Origin of the sequence: Fibrobacter sp. UWOV1 (assembly GCF_900142495.1) — a bacterium.
Taxonomy (GTDB): Bacteria; Fibrobacterota; Fibrobacteria; order Fibrobacterales; family Fibrobacteraceae; genus Fibrobacter.
In genome coordinates, this window is record NZ_FRBA01000002.1 from 95721 (window position 1) to 112317 (window position 16597).

A 16597-nucleotide genomic window follows, 5' to 3' on the forward strand; every position below is an offset into this window, starting at 1 on the left:
CCTCGGCTTGGCACCCTGTTTTTGTTTACACCCACCTAATAGCAAAGACCGTGCCAATTCTGCAGGAGTTTTGGCCGTGAAAGAAGAAACGGGCTTTTCTGGGGCGAAAAGGAGGTGTCGTCCCCGCTCCGGCATGACTTTGGGTACAAAAAGAAACGCCCTCTGTTTCAGGGGCGCAACATCGGGTGTTTATTTTTGGAAATTTCCCGTTTTTTGTTAAATTAGGGATGAATGCTTATCAAGAAGACATTCTCCGGGCAGCGGTTTCGCGCAATGCTCATGACGGCCTCGATTTCGGTGTGTGCCGAAATCGCGAACGTTTTTATTGATAAAATTGTAGCCGCCCAGTTTCTTGGCGAAAAGGCGCTGGCCTCCATTTCGTTTTTCTCGCCCCTGTTCTCGTTCATCTTTTTCCTGAACGCGCTTGTCGCCGTGGGTAGCCTCGCCTGCTATTCTATAGAGCTTGGCCGCATGGATCGTGACCGCGCAAACAGGTTCTTTGGACAGAGCATTCTGCTGTCGTTTGTGGTTGGGATCTTGATGGTGCTCCTCTTTACCTTCGGAAAGGGATTCATGTTCCACTTTATGCACGTGGATCCGGAACTGTTGCAGTATGTCGACGAATTCTATGTCTGGTTCCTGGGAATCGCGTTTTTCATGCCGCTCTGCAATGTCTTGCAAGAGATGATTTTTGCCGATGGCGACACCAGGATATGCAACGCGTCGTATGCCATGCTTCTTGTCGGAAACATTGTGCTTTCCTGCTTGCTCTGCACGCGCATGGGCATGTCGGGAATTGCGCTTGGCACCCTGCTTTCGATTGTGTTGAGTATCGCGGTACTCTGCCTGCACTTCTTCAGGAAGAACAACAGCCTTCGCTTTGTATGGCATTTCAAGATTGCCGACGTGGGGCGTACGTTCCGTTTTAGCATGGCGGAGGCCTGCGAATACCTTTATTTCTCTTTGCTGACGGCCTTGTTGAACTTCTACTTTGTCGAACACTTCGCCGTTGAAAAGTTGACGGTGCTTTCCATTGTGTACGAAATCGTGGAGATGAGCGTCATATTCAACGGGATCTGGCTTGCGGCTGAACCGCTCATCAATATTTACCGCGGCGAAAGGAACGGCAAGGGTATCTTGCAGACCATGCGGTTTGTTAACTGGGCGCTTGTCAAGGAGGGCGTGTTCTTTACCGCGTTCCTGGTGATTTTTGCGCCCGTCATGACGCATCTGTTCGGCATTCATTCCGAATCGCTTGCCGACGAAACCGCGTTTGCCATTCGTGCTTGCGCGGTGGGGCTTTTCCCGCTCGCCCTGGTCAAGACTTACGCCAGTTACCATGTGCACGAACTGCCGCTGCTTTCGTTCGTCTTTATTTCTTTGGTGATGTTCATTTGCCCCTTCGCGGGTGTTCTCGGCATGCATGCCTTCGTGGGCGAACAGGCCATGTGGAGCGCCTTCGGTGTCGCGCCCTATGTGGCGCTTGGCGCGAGTGTCGCCGTCCATTTGCTGCTTCATGGCAAGAGGCATTTCCCGCTTGAACTCGAGGAATTCTCGATCGAAAATTACTGGTTCATGCATGACATGGAACTTACGCCCAAGAACCTGATTCTTTACCGAAACAGTATCAGCAAGCTCTTGACTCACCGCGGCGTGAGCGGGGACGTTCGAATCAAGGCCATGCTGATTCTAGAAGAATTGGGAATGGTGGTTTACGAACGGAACAAGGGCAAGAAGGTCTTTGTCGAAATCGACGTGAACCTGAAACCCGATAGCCTGACGATGGTCATTAAAGACGACGGAGTCCTGATGGACTTGACCGACTTTGAACAGCGCGTGACCGATTTGCGCATGTACCTTGTCAATATGTTTATGACGGTGCAGGAAGACAAATGCTACCTGCTGACTTCCAACTACAACCGTCATGTCTTCCGTTTTGACCGGAACGCATGACTAGTCCGGAACGCGAGACTAGTCCAGCTTGCCCTGATAAAGTTCCAGAAGCTTGCGTGAAAGCAGGCTCGTGTACTTGGCGTTGGTGAGCGTGATCTGGGCTTTTTCCAGATTGTTCTTCTGGGTCAAGAAATCCGTGTAGGTGAGCGCGCCTGCATTGCGCTGTTCTTCGGCAACGACGAGGGCTTCGGATTCGGCTTGCACTTGGAGGATGGCTGCCTTCCATTGCATGTCGGCGCTCATGGCGTTCAGGTAGAGCTTTTCGAGGTTGTTCTCGAGGGTTTTCAAGTCTTCCTTGAGGCTGACCTGCGATTCGGTTTCGCTGACTTGGGCCTGCAGGACCTTGCTTGCGGTGGCGCCGCCATCGATAATCGGGATGTTGATGCCGAGCGTAATGGAATTTTGCCAGCCGTACTTGAGCTGGTCCTTGTAAGCCTTGGACTGCCAGGCCTGCAAACCCGTGCTGGAATTGGCGCCCAGGGTCACGGTAATGGAACTGCCCTTGCCGGCGACTTGCGTGTTCTTTTGGGCGGCGCGAATGGATACGCTGTCGGACTTGAGTCCGGGGTGTGCGTTCTGGGCGTCAGCCTTCAGCTGTTCGTATGTCGGGAGCGCTTCGAGAGAGTCGGGACTTTCGATATTGGTTTCGGGAGCGGAAATCTGGAATTCGACATTGTCGTCCAGTTCCAGAAGCTGGCGGAGCGTTGTCTTGGCAGTGCTGACGGAGAGCTGGGCCGTGAGCTGCGAGGTCTGCTTTTGCAGTACGTTGGACTGCGACTGGGTCAGGTCCTTCTTGGTGATGGATCCCGCTTCGTAAAGCTTGGTGTAGTGCTCGAATTCGGCTTGCGCCAGTTCGACCGAGGCGTCTGCGGTGTGTAGGTTCTCGCTTGCGGCCAAAAGGCTCATGTAGGCGTTCAGCACGCTTTCCTGTACGCTGCGTTCGGTCTGCTGGGTGGCAAGGGCCGTCGCTTCCTTGGTGAGCGTCTTGGATTCTACGTTCAGGCTCGTGGCGCCGCCGTCCCACAGGGTGTAGGAACCGGAAATGCCGAGGTTCAAACGGTAATGGTCTTCGTTATAGACGTAAGGGTGGTCGTAAAGCGTGTTCTGGATGTTGGCGCTTACGGTGGGGTAGTTGCCCGTCTTGGCCTGTTTAACGGAAATGTCGGCGGACTGCTCGCGGAGCTTTGCGGATTCAAGCTTTAGGCTAGACTTTTTGGCCTGCTTGAGGCAGTCTTCTAAGGTCCAGGTGCCTTCGGCAAAAACCGTCGTAAAGGCGGCCATGGCGAAGAATGCATTGATGAGGACTTTGGTGTTAATCATGCCTTTTAGATGCCTACAGGCTTAAAAAAGTTGCGTTGTGGAGACAAGATAACAAAATTACTCGCCCGGAGTGCCCAGGAAACAAAAAAGACTTCCGGGGTAGGAAGCCTTTCTAAAACCTTGGTAGTGGACGGTACTGGATTTGAACCAGTGACCTCTGCCGTGTGAAAGCAGCGCTCTAAACCAACTGAGCTAACCGTCCGAGGTAGGCGCAAATATATAAAATCTAAATCAGTTTGTCAAGGGATTCCTAGAACTTAGTTGGAAGAACTTAGAGCTTAGTTGTTTTTCTAAGAGCGAAGCGGTCTAAGTTCTAAGCTCTAAGAGGGGCGGAGCCCCGCTCTAGATTACAGGTATTTGTCCTCGGCGGCGCGGAGAATGGTCAGGAATTCGGCCGGGTCCTTGGAGGCGATCAGGTCCTTGCGGACGCCACCGTCGGCCAAAAGACGGCTGACAGAGGAAAGTGCCTTGAGGTGCGGGCCAACGGTATTGCCCGGGCTCACAATCAAGATAATCAGGTAAACCGGTTCGCCGTCGAACGAGGCGAAATCGATGCCGCCTTCGATAGTGGCTGCTGCCATGCACATGCGGTCCACGCAGTCAATCTTGGCGTGCGGAACGGCAAGACCGCAACCGATACCGGTTGAACGGCTCTGTTCGCGGGTCCAGACGGCATTGAAAATTTCGTCGCGGTGTTCCAATTTGTAGGCACTGCAAAGCGTATCCACGAGTTCGTTCAGGATCTCTTCCTTGGACGTGCTCTTGGAGTTGATCAAGATGCAATTGTCGACAAATCTTTCGGAAAGACGCATATTGTTTTCCTTTTATAATATTCAATATGGATATTTAGCAAAAAAAAGCGCCGTTTGGACAAAAATATGCCCTTTGAAACGAAAAAATATCAAAAATGACTAAAATTGGTTCAAAAATGCCAAAATTTCCATCTGGGAGTGCAAATTTTCGGCTTGTTCGAGGGCGCGGCGCATAATGGAGACTTCGATTTGCCCGGGAGCCTCGGAATGCCCGATAGAGCCGTAGGTGAGGTTGGCGCCTTCGCTTAAGGACCAGAGACGGCTGACCCTGCCTGTTTCGCCCATGCCGAAGGCGGCGAACAGCTGGAATTTCTTGCCGTATTTTTTTGCGAACTTGTATAGGCGGTCGCAGTCGCTGTCGGAATTGCTCATGGCGGCAATCTTTAGCCCCTGGGCGCCCACGCGCTTGATGTCGGCGGCAAAGGTATCGAGTTCCATGTCGGTCGGAATGCGCACGAAATTGTGCTCCGAAATGAGCAAGCTTACGCCGATGGGGTTGGCCATAAGGTTTAATGCCTTAAAATCGTTCAGGCAGTCGCGTTCGAGGTCGAGCCATTCGGGAACCTGCTTGCCCGAAAGAATGCGCTGCCAGAGTTCCAGGCGTTCTACGGCGCGGGCGTCGGGGAACTTGCCGCCGTCGCGTTGCAGGCGGATGGTGCCGATCTGGATCTTGTTGCCGACGATGCGGCGGACTCTTTCCGAGAGCGCGGGCCATTCCGATTCGTCGAAGAAATCGTAACGGATTTCGATCGCGTCGCAATTGTCGAGGTCGAGACGCACGGGGTGGAACAAGTCCTTTTCGGCGGCTTCGAGAACGTCTGGGCCTACAAGGCCAACAAGGTATTTGCGGGAATCGGATGGCATGGCGCAAATATAAAAATTATGCGAGTTTCCAGTCGAGTTCCTGGCCGGCGGCGAGCGGGACCACGCCGTTTACGATTGATGGCACGGTCCATTTTTCGCGGACGACCTCGATTTGCTTAGTCGTGCGCGGAAGGCCGTAGAAGTCGGCGCCGTAGCCGGCAATGAAATTCGGGAGCTTGTCGAGGTGGCCAGCCCGTTCGAATTCTTGCACCAGAAGCGGAATGGCGACCGGGGCGCTGTAGACGCCGGCTGCGCCGCAGGGGCATTCCTTTTTGCCCAGCTGGTGCGGCGCAGAGTCCGTGCCGAGAAAGAACTTGGGGTTGCCGCTGAAGGCGGCTTCGCGGATGGCGGCACGGTCTTCCGGCCGCTTCGGTAAGGGCTTGCAGAAATGGTGCGGCCGTAAGGCGTCCCCGACGATATCGTCAAGAGTCATCATCAGGTGGTGCACGGTAAAGGTGGCTGCCACGTTTGCAGGCAGGCGCTTGACTGCCTCGACCGACTTCGCCGAACTCAGGTGCTCAAAGACGATTCTCAACTTCGGGAATTTTTCGGCCAAGGTCTCTACGCGCTTGATGAAGGCGCTCTCGCGGTCCAGGCAGAATTCGCCCGGTTCTTCGCCGTGCACGCACAGCACAAGGCCAAGATGCTCCATCATGGCGACCACGGGGAAGATTCCCTCGAAATCGCTGATGCCGTCGGCGCTGTTGGTGGTCACGCCGGCGGGGTAATACTTGCCCGCCACAACGCCGACCGCCATCATGTCCTTCAGATCTTGCTCGGTGTAATTCGGATTCAGCTTGAACGTCATGAGCGGGACAAAGTCGGGGCGTATGGCCTTTGCCGCATCCAAGATCTGCGTCTTGTAATCGGCAATCGCCTTCGCAGATGTCATTGCAGGCACCGTGTTCGGCATGATGATGGCTCGGCCAAATTGCTGAACCAAGTCGCGTACATAACCGGGCATTAAATCGCCCTGGCGCAAATGCGCATGAAAGTCGTCGGGTAGAGGGAGAAACATTTTGAAATCCTTTTGTAAAATGTGTAGTGTGGGATGTGGAATGTGTAATGGTTAATTATTCATTTGTCATTTCACATTTCACATCGCGGCTTCGCCGCTCTACCCGCTATTGCGGAGGTCGCGGAACAGTTCCCTGGAAATTTCGCTGTCGGAGTTGAGCCAGTAATCGAAGGGCTTGGGCTCCGTCAAAGTCTTGCGGTGCAAAAAGCAAATGTTGCAGCCGAGTTCCTTGGAAATCATCAAGTCGTGAGTCACGATAAGGATCGTGGTTTTAAACAGCGTACGCATGTTGTCGATCAGCGGCAGCAAGTTACGGCGGTTATAGTTGTCAAGACCAGCTGTCGGTTCGTCCATCAACAAAAGCTTCGGGTCCATGGCCCAGCTGCGGGCGATTGCCACACGCTTTTGCATGCCCATACTGAGCATGTGCGGGAACAAGTCGGCTTCGTCGCGCACGCGCATCAAGTCCATGGCCATGTTGATTTTTTCTTCGATTTCGGCGGCTGTTCCCATCTTGTGGTAACGAAGCGGGAGCGCGATATTGTCGCGCACGCGCAAGTTCGATATCAAGGCTCCGTTTTGGAACACCATTCCCACCTGACGCTTGGCGACTTCCAAGGCTGTTAACTTTTCGGGCGGGATATATTCGCCGAAATAGTAGATGTTTCCGCGGGTGGGGCGGGTAAGCCCGGCAATGACTCGGAGCAGAGCGCTCTTTCCTTGACCGGAAGGTCCGCCAATGCAAATGGTTTCGCCGCGTTTTACCGAAAGGTTGACGTTCGAGAACAACTCTTTTTGCGGGTCCATTTCGATGCCTCTGAAATACCCCAAAATTCTCGGCTTAGAGAACATCGCTCCTACGAGGTCCCTATAGGCGAGGTGGATATCTTCCATTCTTAAGGCTTCGTCAAACATTAGATCAGCTGGTTGAGGTTGTTCATGTAGTCCACTAAGTAGAATATCGAAATAATCACATCGGCAATGACAACGTACAGGAACGATTTAATCACGGAGCGCGAAACAGCCTTGGGCACCTGGCGCACGTCACGCGGAATGTTCAGGGCCTGGTAGCAGGCGTTGGTGGTAATGATGGCGCCAAAGACAAGGGGCTTTACGACGATAAAGAGGAAGTCATCGAGAGTAAGCGCTTTCAGGATTTCATCGGTCAGATAAGTCCAAGTCAGCTGAATGCTGGACATTTCGCTTTGCATGACGCCGCTCATACCGCTCATGAAAATCGCGCACTTGGTAAGAATGTATCCGCCGCAAATGGCGCTTGCGCTAAAGAAGATGTTCATGATGAACATGGCGATACAGCCGCCGATCAGGCTCGGCATGACCAAGAAACGGATCGGGTTTACGCCCATGGTGGCAAGCGCGTCGACTTCGTAGTTGATCACCATGCTGCCGATATAGGTCGTGAGCGAAGAACCGCTTCGGCCTGCAATCAAGAACGCTGTAAGGACAGGGCCTAGTTCACGGATGACGACTACCACGATCATGCTGCCCACGAAGTCTGCAAAGCCCATCTTGCCCATCATCGAAATCACTTCGATAATGGTGATGGTTCCGAACAAGGTAGCGACGACAATAAGAATCGGGAAAATTTCGACGGCCGTAAAATACGTCTGCATGATGATATTACGGGAGTCGGTCTTTAAACTACGGTTTTTGGCGAATATACTGGAGATGGCCCTGAAGAACAAGGCGATTTGTTGGCCGAAGGGACGGCGCAACAAGAACAGGCCCAGCAAATGGAATGCCTTTGCAGGGGCTGTGAATCGCTGCCAGTTTCTAGGGCTCCTTACTCTCATTCTTCTGTTCGATCGCTTCCAAAATTTGGTGCCACAAGTCGCCGAGTCCGAATTTCTTGAAAGAGCTCACGCTCAAAGGATTCTGGTCGAGCCCGAATTTTTCCTTGATGCTGCGGAGTCCCTTGGCGAGTTCCGACTGGTTTGCCTTGTCGCGTTTGCTTGCAACGATCAGTACGGGGCAACCGCTGGCCCGAATGGCTTCGACCGTCTCGATGTCGATAGCGTGGCCGCCATGGCGCACGTCTACCAAATATACGAGTCCTTTCAGGTCTTTACACTTTTCCACGTATTCGCGGATAAAGTCTGCCATTTGGTCGCGTTTGGCGTTGCTGACTTTTGCAAAGCCTACACCTGGTAAATCTACTAGAAAAAATTGCCCGTTGACTTTGAAAAAATTCAATTCGCGGGTTTTTCCGGGGGTTCTGCCTACTTTTACCAGGTCTTTTCGGCCCATCAGGGCGTTCATGAGCGAAGATTTGCCCACATTGGAGCGTCCAAGGAAGGCTATTTGCGGTAAGCGTTCTTCGGGAAGGTGCTTGATGCTTGTCGAACCTTTGACAAATTCAGCGGAGACGATTTTATAGTCGCCTACCGTGACAGGGCCGTGATGAACGGTCTTGGGCGGTAAATTCGCCTTTGTCCCTTTCGGTGATTTTTCCATCATAAGCTGACTCTCCCTTCGAATGCGCGGAGCATGGTGACTTCGTCGACAAATTCCAGGTCCGAACCCATGGGGATTCCGCGGGCAAGGCGCGTGCGCTTGACGTTTACGCCTTGAAGCATGTGGTCGAGCATGAGCGCGGTGCTGTCGGCTTCGGGGCTAGAACCTAATGCAAATATAAGTTCTTCGATGCCTTCGTCCTTAATGCGCTTTACCAGTTCGGGCAGGTGCAGGTGCTCGGGGCCGATCCCGTCGAGGGGCGAAATCACGCCGCCCAGAACAAAATAGGTGCCCTTGTAAATGCCCGAGCGTTCAAAGGGGACAATGTCGGAGCTTTTTTCGACTACGCAAATGCACTTGGAGTCGGGCCTTGCCTTGCATACAGGGCACAGGTCTTCGTCGGTGAATGCGTAGCAGCGCGGGCAGGGGTGTACGTTCTTCTTGGCGTTCAGCAAGTTCGCCGAGAACCGTTCTACATCGCCTTCGTTTTTGGAAAGAATATGATACGCAAGCCTTCGGGCGGTCTTCTGCCCGATTCCGGGGAGCGATGAAAATTCCCCGATTAACGCTTCAAGACTTTGCGGCTCAATGTTCATTGGCAAAACTGTAGGATTCGTTGAGGCAGAGTTTCAGTTGTGCAAAATGGATGCCTTCTTCCTTGAGACATGCCTGAATGGCTTCGCGGTCGTCGAGTTCCACAGCGTCTGCGAGGCGGAGCAGCGTGCCGAGGCGGCCCGTGCGGTTGAGGAGGGCGTCCTGCATTTCGTCGTCGGCAGGGGCGTCCGGCAAGATTGTTTCGAGCGGGGCGCGCACGAGAGCGTCCATGCGACTGATGAGCCCGACCATGAATGCCTTGGCACAGAAGTCGTCGTTGTTCTCGTCGATGCAGCGGGCGAGGCTTTCCATGAACTTCGCGCGGTGGCTTGCGTTCTGGAACAAGGGCGAGGCCTGCGGCGTCATACCGAGTTCCGGGCGGGCGTACAGCATAAGCATGAGCCATTCCTGGATGCGGCGCATGCCGACCCAGACGATGGCGTCCTTGACGTTGTCGATGCGGCTATGGCGGGTCTCGGAGTCGGAGTTCACGAACCGGAGCAGGTTTTGGGCGATGTCTTCGTGCTTGGTAAGGCTTTCGACCATGTCTTCGAGGCTGGGTCTCGACTTGATGCGGAGCAGCAGTTGCAGAAGCGTTGCCGAGGTCGCGTCGATTTTACGGCCGGTCACCAGTTCGGGCTTTGCAAAGAAGAATCCCTGGAAGTAATCGTAGCCCGCTTCTTCGCAGCGTTTGAATGTGGCTTCGTCTTCCACCTTTTCGGCCAGGAGCTTGATTCCCATGGTCTTGAAGAAGACTGCGGCTGCGTTCATGGATTCTTGCGAATTATCCACCACGTCCATCTTGACGTAGCTTACGTACGGGAACAGCGGCTTGAAGCGGGTGATGAATTCGTCGTTGAAAATAAAGTCGTCGAGCGCTAGTTCAAAGCCTAGGGCCCTGTAGCGCTGGACGGCCTTGACGATTGCCTCGTCGACTTCCACGTCTTCGAGAACCTCGAGTACAAAGTACTTGGGGTTCAAAAGTCCGAACAGGTTGTCGAGCAGCATGTTGCGGCTGCAGTTCACGAAGGCCTTGTTGTTTCCGATCAGGCGCTCGATGCCGATATTGTTCAGAACGTTTTCAAGCACCTGCGCCGTGGCGAGCACGTCGCTTGCAATGATGGCGATGTCGCTTTCGGGCGAATCGCGAAACAGAAGCTCATACGCGTAAATCTTACCCTCGCGGTCGAGGATAGGCTGGCGTGCTAAGTAGGCGAGTGTTTGCATGTCTTAAATACGAGCGCTCTTGATCCCAAACAGGAGAATGCTGCGTGCGCCTGCGTCCCAAAGCTTGTCCATGATGGAATTGGCTTCGTCTTGCGGAACCATGGCCTTCACGGAGTACCATTCGCGGCCGTGGAGCTTGGTCACCGTCGGGGCGTCGAGGCCCGGCGTGAGTTCGCATGCTTTCTGGAGCAGTTCGGAGGGGCAGTCGTATTCGATCATCATGTACGACTGGGCAACGAGCTTGCCCTCGATGCGGCGGATTAGCGTGTGGACTTCTTCGAGTTCGGTCTTCTGCGGGTTGCAGAAGAGGGCGGCGTTGCTACGGAAGAGCGGTTCGCCCACAATGCGAAGTCCAGCCTGCTTAAGCGTCGTGCCGGTTTCGACCACGTCGACAATGGCGTCTGCCACACCGAGGCTCACCGAGATTTCGACGGCGCCTTCGAGCACCACGAAATCCATCGGCTTCTTGTAGAAACCTTCCACGATGTTCGGGAAGCTGGTGGCGATAGTGGAATTCTTCAGTTCATCGAGGGACTGCACCGGGCTTTCGTTCGGCACGGCGGCGCACATCTTGGAGGCGCCATAGGGCAGGTCGAGAACCTTGACCGCCGGGCTCTTGGCTTCGGCGTTGAAGTCAATTCCGGTAATACCTGCGTCGATAATGCCGCGGCCCACGTACATGGGGATGTCGCTGGGGCGCAGGAAGAAGAATTCGATTCCGTTCTTGGTATCGAGTTGGGTCAAAGTCTTGTAGGGCTTGGAGGCCTTGTAACCGCAAGCCTTCAAAAGTTCCTGGGTGGGCTCAAAGAGCATGCCCTTGTTGGGGAGAGCTACCTTAATCATAGTTTAGCGTACACTTCTTCGAGGGTGAGACCTTTTTCGGCCATCATCACGGCCACATAGTAAAGAACCTGCGAAAGTTCGAGGCACTGGGCGTCGCGGCTTTCAAAGCGTGCGGCCATCCAGCTTTCGGCAGCTTCTTCGACAAGCTTCTTGCCGATGCCGTGCGGACCTTTCTTGAACAGTTCCGTAGTGCCTTTACCTTCGGGCATATCTTTCTTGCGCTGGCAGGCCAGTGCGTACATTTCTTCGAATGTCATAATGGACCTCTTTAATTTTTTTCAGAGGTAAAGATAGAAAAACTTAGTTTTCGACCATGTTGCGAATCTGGTTCTTGCCTTGTTTTTTGGCGGAAACCACGAGTTCGTCTACTCGGAAAAGGAGTTGGTTGACATCGACGACGGACTTGGTGCTGCAGGGGAGCAGCCCGCCGCTGATGGTAAGTTGCAGTTCTGGGTGTTCTTCGAAAGAAATCAGGCGCACGGCCTTGCGAATGGATTCGACCTTCGCGTAAGCTTCTACTTCGGAACCTGCGTTGATAAGGTAGATAAACTTTTCGCAGCCGTAACGGGTGACGATTTCGCCCGACGTTTCGTCTTCGCTTTTTTGAATGAGCTTGCCGACGGTGCAAATGACGGTGTCGCCAAAGCTGTGTCCGTACTTGCTGTTAATTTGTTTAAAATCGTCCATGTCGAACATGGCGATAAAGTAGTCATTGCGGTGTTTCCAGACGGTTTCGTCTAGGAACTTGAGCAAGTACCTGCGATTGTAAAGGCCGGTAAGGGAATCCCTGACCGACAGGTAGTCGAGTCGAGCCACCAGCTTTTCGCTTTTTTCGCGTTCCTGCACGTAAGACATGAGCGAGAACGAACCGACTGCAAAAAGCGTAATGCCGGTCAGAATATGGGTGACCAGAATGTCGAGGAAGGCTCCGTCGCGGTCAAGCGTGGTGTAGAGCATGTCCGGTTTTTTCCAGGATAAGTAGATGATGGTAGCCTGGATCAACAGCGAAATGATAAAAGAAATGTTCTTGGCGCGTCCGCGGACTGCAAAGGCAATCAGCGCAAGCGAGGTGATGCAGTAAAGGGGCATGCCGCTGGTGATGCCGCCGCAAAATAGGAACAGCATGGGCATTAGAAAGCAACTAAGCGCACAACACATGACCAGGTAGCACTGGTTGTAGAGTGTTGTTTTTACGGCGACAAAGGCGATTACGAAGCAAAGTACGGCGCAACCGAGACTTGCAAGCGATGCTGAAAAGTTCAGCCCCTCGTAAATGGTAAAAAGAGCAGAACAGGTCGCTACCAAAGTGACGACCACTAGTATTGACCAGAACATTTTACGTTCCAGCGTGTCCTGATTCCCCCAGAATTGTTTAAAGGACTTTATCATATAGATGTAAAACAAATATAACTTGATATAATTTGAATCGGAATGGGCTAGTGGGCTTTTTATATCTTATTTTTTGATATCAACGGTGTCATCCTGTGCAAGTTGTTATATTTCTGTCAACGCCAGGAACGGCAAATTTCAATTTTTTGCAGGTTTAGTATGGAACTTACACCTTTGGATATCCGAAACCAGAACTTCCACAAGAAGAATCTCGGGGGAATCGATCCCGAAGAGGTCAAGGCTTTCTTGGAAACAGCTGCCAACGCATTTGAACAGATGTCCAGAGACAAGACCGACCTTACGGAACGCCTGAAGGTTGCCGAAGAACGCGTGAATTACTATCGCCAGATCGAAAAGACGATTCAAGACGCCGTAGTCACCATGCAGAAGACTGTTGACGAAGTCAAGGCTACCGCCGAAAAGGAAGCTGAAATTATTGTTGCCGAAGCAAAGGCGAGAGCGGTCCGCGAGGTGGAGTCCACCAAGAAAGAGGCTGAAGAACTCCGCATGGAAATTGAACAGCTTAAACAATTACGTACAAACTATTTTATTCGTTGCCGTGCCTTGATTAGGGGCCAGGAAGAGCTCTTGACGGCCATGGAAAATGACCAGCGCATGCAGGAAGAGCTGAAAGCTCGCCCGGCAGCACCGGGGAACGTGCTCGCCTAGTACTTTATGCGAATAAATATCAAGGTACATGCCCGGAGCAAGCGCGAAAGCGTGAGTGAACTCCCGGACGGGAGCTACAAGGTCGAAGTCAAGGCTCCTCCGGTAGATGGGGCGGCGAACGAAGCCATCTGTGAACTCCTGGCAGACCATTTTGGAGTGCACAAAAGGGATGTTTCGGTAGTTTCGGGCGCTACAAACAACAAAAAAATAGTGGAAATTATAAAGTAGGACTCTTGGGAGTCCTTTTTTTATTTATTTTAGAAGTATTAAGAAGGATGTATTGGGTCAAATGAAAACGGCTCTCAAAAAGTTTTTTGATTTTGAAAACGGCTCCAGCTTAAAAAGCGTGGTATTGCTCATTATTGCCGGCCTGTTATTGAACATCATTCCGGCGAAGATGGCTCTCGCCCTCCATTTGCCGCTTTACTTGGACTGCCTGGGTACCATCATTACCGCCATGCTTGGCGGAAACCTGCCGGCAGTCATCGTCGGTTTTACCTCGAATGCGATTAACGGTATTTCGGAACCCGTGACCATGTTCTACGGGGTGATCAGTATTTTTATTGCAGCCCTTGCAACATTCTTTTACCACCAGCGCTTTTTCAAGAACATTCCGCGCCTGTTTGTCGTGATCCTTTCGTTTGCCTTGATCGGCGGCGGAATCGGATCTGTATTTACCTATTTCCTGTACGGATTCAATTTTGGCGAAGGCATTTCGGCTCCGTTCTCGATTGCATTCCACGAAGTCCTTGGCTGGAGCAAATTTACTTCGCAGCTTTGGGCCGACATTGTCCTCGACTTTTTTGACAAGGGCGTTGTCGTTATTTTTGCGGTGTTCCTTTTCCGCTTTATTCCCCGCTTCATCAAGAACCACTTGAATAGGGTGTTCCTGCGCGTCAACAGCAACGATGTCATGAAGAAGATGGTACGTCATTCCTTGCTCCGCAAGGTGGTGTACATGGTGATTGTGGCAGAAGTCCTGTTGGGTGGTCTCGCTTGTACGATCGGCTTCTTCCTGTATCGTGAAAATTCCGTCAATAGCTTTATCGGTATTGCAAATGGTGTGACCAAGGCGGCGTCTACGGCAATTGATCCTGAAAAGGTCGAAGATTATATAGCCCGCGGCTACGAGGTCGATGACTATGCGTTTGTGAGGAAGGTCCTGCACTCTATTAGAGAAAGCTTCCCCCAGACCAAGTACCTGTACGTGTACCAGATTCGGGAAGACGGTTGCCATGTGGTATTCGACTTGGATACCGAAGATGAACCGGGAAGTTCTCCGGGCGACGTTGTGGAATTCGATCCGAGTTTTGAACCGTATTTGTCGACTCTTTTGGCCGGCGGCGAGATTGAACCGATTATCTCGGATGACAAGTACGGATGGTTGTTGACCGTATATCGACCGATCCGCAATTCGTCGAACAAGACGGTTGCCTATGTTGCGGCTGATATCTCGATGGAAAATATCATTCACGACGAAGCAATCTTCTTTATCAAGATGCTTTCGCTGTTCTTTGGTCTTTCGATTATCATCATGAGTATCGTGCTTGAACTGGTGAAGCGCGGCGTTGTGATTCCCATGAACCAGATGTCGTTGGCCGCAATGAAGATTGCCGCCAATACGACTCGCGCCAGCATGCTTGAATCCGAAAAGGTGGACCTTGAAAGCATTAGGGATAGCGTGGAACGCCTCGGGAAAATCGGGGTCAAAACTAGCGACGAAATTGAGCACTTGTACGAGTCCATCTATACGATGGCGAGCGATACCTATAACTTTATCCAGCGTGTGCAGGAACAGAACGAACGTATCCGGCGCATGCAGGAAATCATTATTATGGAATTCGCTGAAGTGGTTGAAGCCCGCGACAAGAGTACGGGTAACCACATTAAGAAAACTGCCGAATACGTGGAGGCGATTGCCTTGCAGCTCAAGGCCGAAGGCAAGTTCAAGGATGTGCTCACGGATGCCTACATTGAAAAATTGAAACGTGCCGCTCCGTTGCACGATATCGGCAAGATTGCCGTATCGGACTTGATTTTGAACAAGCCGGGTAAGCTCACCGATGAAGAATTTTCCATCATGAAGAGCCATACCACCGAAGGTTGGAAGATTTTGACCAAGATGGTGGAAGATGCCGGCGATACGATCGATGCGGACTACATGGTCGAATCGATTGACATGGCGCATTATCACCACGAAAAGTGGGACGGCTCCGGCTATCCGACCCACATCAAGGGCGAAGAAATTCCGCTGTCTGCAAGAATCATGGCGGTGGCCGACGTGTTCGACGCCTTGGTGGCAGAACGCGTGTACAAGAAACCGTTTACCTACGAAAAGGCGATGGCGATTATTACCGAAGGTGCGGGTAAGCATTTTGACCCAGATATCGTGGAAGCCTTTACGCATATTTCGGAAAGACTATACGGCGCAAGAACCAAGCTGCCCCCGCAGCCAGAAGGAGTGATTGCGAATGCTGATGCTGGTGCCGCTCCGGAACAGTCTAAAAGTTAAATAGGAGAAACCTATGTTTAACAAGATGAAGTGGACCGCTGCTATGTCTGTATTGGCGGCTTCGATGGTGTTTACCGCCTGCAACGAGCAGGATGCAAAGAAAGATTCTCTTGAAGCGGCTAAAGCTGCGAAATCCGCCGAAGTCGCGGCGAGTGCGCCCTCGAAGTCCGTGGTGGTGTATTTTTCGCAGACTGGCGCGACAAAAAAACTTGCCGAAATTTTCACGAAGGCAAAGAATGCCGATGCGGTGGAACTCAAGCTTGTGAAACCGTACCCCTCGACTTACGACAGCACTGTTGCCGCGGTTGGTGCCGAACGTGAAAGCAAGCAGTGGCCTGCTCTTGAAAACGCGAAGGTGGATATTGCCAAGTACGATACGGTTTACCTTGGCTACCCGATTATGTTCGGGAGTTTCGCTCCGCCGATTTACACCTTCCTCGATTCGAACGAGTTGAGCGGCAAGGTGGTGGTGCCGTTCTGCACGTATGGTAGCGGTGGCCGTAAGGCTTCTGCCGAAGAACTCAAGACACTCGAACCGAATGCGAACGTGACTCTCGCTTTTGGGATTTCGAACAAGCGAATTACGGCGGAAAATGGAGCCGAAGTTGCGGCGAAGGAAGTCGAGGGGTTCTTTGCGGATCTTGAAACGGGTAAGACTGACGAAATGCTCCTGGGCGGCTACTCGGAACAGCGCCCGCTTACCGCGGAAGATTCCGCCGTGTTTGCCGAGGCGACCAAGGATTACGCTTACCTGAGCCTCAAGCCGCTTTCTGTTTCGACGCAGGTGGTGGCCGGAACGAATTATTTGTTCGTTTGCGAAATGAAGGCCTTCGGTGGCCCGGCAACTCAGACAAACGTGAAAATATTTAAGCCGCTCCCGGGGCGCGGTGCGGCTGAATTGATCGTTGTAGAAAAGTAATT

The 16597-nt window shown here is 52.4% G+C and carries 17 protein-coding genes and 1 tRNA gene; 5 read left to right on the top strand and 13 right to left on the bottom strand.

Annotation, left to right across the window (positions count from 1 at the left end):
- The first annotated feature begins 231 nt into the window (after window positions 1–231).
- A complete protein-coding gene (locus BUC02_RS04190; protein ID WP_073319139.1) occupies window positions 232–1953 on the top strand; it encodes an MATE family efflux transporter in 1722 nt (573 codons plus the stop codon).
- Window positions 1954–1971: 18 nt separating this feature from the next.
- Here BUC02_RS04190 and BUC02_RS04195 read toward each other — a convergent pair whose 3' ends face one another.
- The 13 genes from BUC02_RS04195 to BUC02_RS04255 form a co-directional block, all read right to left on the bottom strand.
- Window positions 1972–3273: a TolC family protein gene (locus BUC02_RS04195; RefSeq protein ID WP_073319141.1), complete on the bottom strand. Its 1302-nt coding sequence runs from the start codon at window positions 3271–3273 to the stop codon at window positions 1972–1974.
- A 127-nt stretch (window positions 3274–3400) separates the two neighbouring features.
- Window positions 3401–3475 (bottom strand) — tRNA-Val (locus tag BUC02_RS04200).
- A gap of 145 nt (window positions 3476–3620) precedes the next feature.
- Window positions 3621–4085 carry a PTS sugar transporter subunit IIA gene (locus BUC02_RS04205; RefSeq protein WP_073319143.1) on the bottom strand — a complete coding sequence of 155 codons (465 nt, stop codon included), beginning with the start codon at window positions 4083–4085 and terminating at the stop codon, window positions 3621–3623.
- Between the two features lie 99 nt (window positions 4086–4184).
- The gene (locus BUC02_RS04210; RefSeq protein WP_073319145.1) at window positions 4185–4949 is read right to left on the bottom strand and encodes a type I 3-dehydroquinate dehydratase; all 765 of its coding nucleotides are present in this window, start codon (window positions 4947–4949) and stop codon (window positions 4185–4187) included.
- A gap of 16 nt (window positions 4950–4965) precedes the next feature.
- Window positions 4966–5967: a dihydroorotase gene (gene pyrC, locus BUC02_RS04215; RefSeq protein WP_073319147.1), complete on the bottom strand. Its 1002-nt coding sequence runs from the start codon at window positions 5965–5967 to the stop codon at window positions 4966–4968.
- A gap of 99 nt (window positions 5968–6066) precedes the next feature.
- Entirely contained in the window at window positions 6067–6861 is a 795-nt protein-coding gene (locus tag BUC02_RS04220; RefSeq protein WP_249268973.1) for an ABC transporter ATP-binding protein, read from the bottom strand.
- A 20-nt stretch (window positions 6862–6881) separates the two neighbouring features.
- Window positions 6882–7781 carry an MlaE family ABC transporter permease gene (locus BUC02_RS04225; RefSeq protein WP_073319149.1) on the bottom strand — a complete coding sequence of 300 codons (900 nt, stop codon included), beginning with the start codon at window positions 7779–7781 and terminating at the stop codon, window positions 6882–6884.
- Window positions 7762–8445, bottom strand: a complete 684-nt coding sequence (gene yihA / locus BUC02_RS04230) for a ribosome biogenesis GTP-binding protein YihA/YsxC (RefSeq protein WP_249268972.1) — start codon at window positions 8443–8445, stop codon at window positions 7762–7764. The genes BUC02_RS04225 and yihA overlap by 20 nt, the downstream gene beginning before the upstream one ends.
- The gene (recR, locus tag BUC02_RS04235; protein ID WP_073055328.1) at window positions 8442–9038 is read right to left on the bottom strand and encodes a recombination mediator RecR; all 597 of its coding nucleotides are present in this window, start codon (window positions 9036–9038) and stop codon (window positions 8442–8444) included. Before recR ends, yihA begins: the two co-directional genes overlap by 4 nt.
- Window positions 9028–10263: an EAL and HDOD domain-containing protein gene (locus BUC02_RS04240; RefSeq protein WP_073319152.1), complete on the bottom strand. Its 1236-nt coding sequence runs from the start codon at window positions 10261–10263 to the stop codon at window positions 9028–9030. Before BUC02_RS04240 ends, recR begins: the two co-directional genes overlap by 11 nt.
- Window positions 10264–10266: 3 nt before the next feature.
- Complete coding sequence (gene hisG / locus BUC02_RS04245) at window positions 10267–11106, bottom strand: ATP phosphoribosyltransferase (RefSeq protein WP_073319155.1); 840 nt, start codon at window positions 11104–11106, stop codon at window positions 10267–10269.
- The gene (gene hisE, locus BUC02_RS04250) at window positions 11103–11363 is read right to left on the bottom strand and encodes a phosphoribosyl-ATP diphosphatase (protein ID WP_014545870.1); all 261 of its coding nucleotides are present in this window, start codon (window positions 11361–11363) and stop codon (window positions 11103–11105) included. Before hisE ends, hisG begins: the two co-directional genes overlap by 4 nt.
- A gap of 43 nt (window positions 11364–11406) precedes the next feature.
- Window positions 11407–12441, bottom strand: coding sequence for a GGDEF domain-containing protein (locus tag BUC02_RS04255; RefSeq protein WP_217653068.1), 1035 nt, complete (start codon window positions 12439–12441; stop codon window positions 11407–11409).
- A 213-nt stretch (window positions 12442–12654) separates the two neighbouring features.
- On the opposite strand from BUC02_RS04255, the gene BUC02_RS04260 reads away from it, so the two are divergent.
- From BUC02_RS04260 to BUC02_RS04275, 4 genes are all read left to right on the top strand, one after another.
- The gene (locus BUC02_RS04260) at window positions 12655–13164 is read left to right on the top strand and encodes a DivIVA domain-containing protein (protein WP_073319160.1); all 510 of its coding nucleotides are present in this window, start codon (window positions 12655–12657) and stop codon (window positions 13162–13164) included.
- A 6-nt stretch (window positions 13165–13170) separates the two neighbouring features.
- On the top strand, window positions 13171–13392 hold the full coding sequence (locus BUC02_RS04265) for a DUF167 domain-containing protein (protein WP_073319163.1): 222 nt from the start codon (window positions 13171–13173) through the stop codon (window positions 13390–13392).
- A gap of 61 nt (window positions 13393–13453) precedes the next feature.
- Complete coding sequence (locus BUC02_RS04270) at window positions 13454–15676, top strand: HD domain-containing phosphohydrolase (protein WP_073319166.1); 2223 nt, start codon at window positions 13454–13456, stop codon at window positions 15674–15676.
- A 13-nt stretch (window positions 15677–15689) separates the two neighbouring features.
- Window positions 15690–16595: a flavodoxin gene (locus BUC02_RS04275; RefSeq protein ID WP_073319169.1), complete on the top strand. Its 906-nt coding sequence runs from the start codon at window positions 15690–15692 to the stop codon at window positions 16593–16595.
- The last annotated feature ends 2 nt before the right edge of the window (window positions 16596–16597 follow it).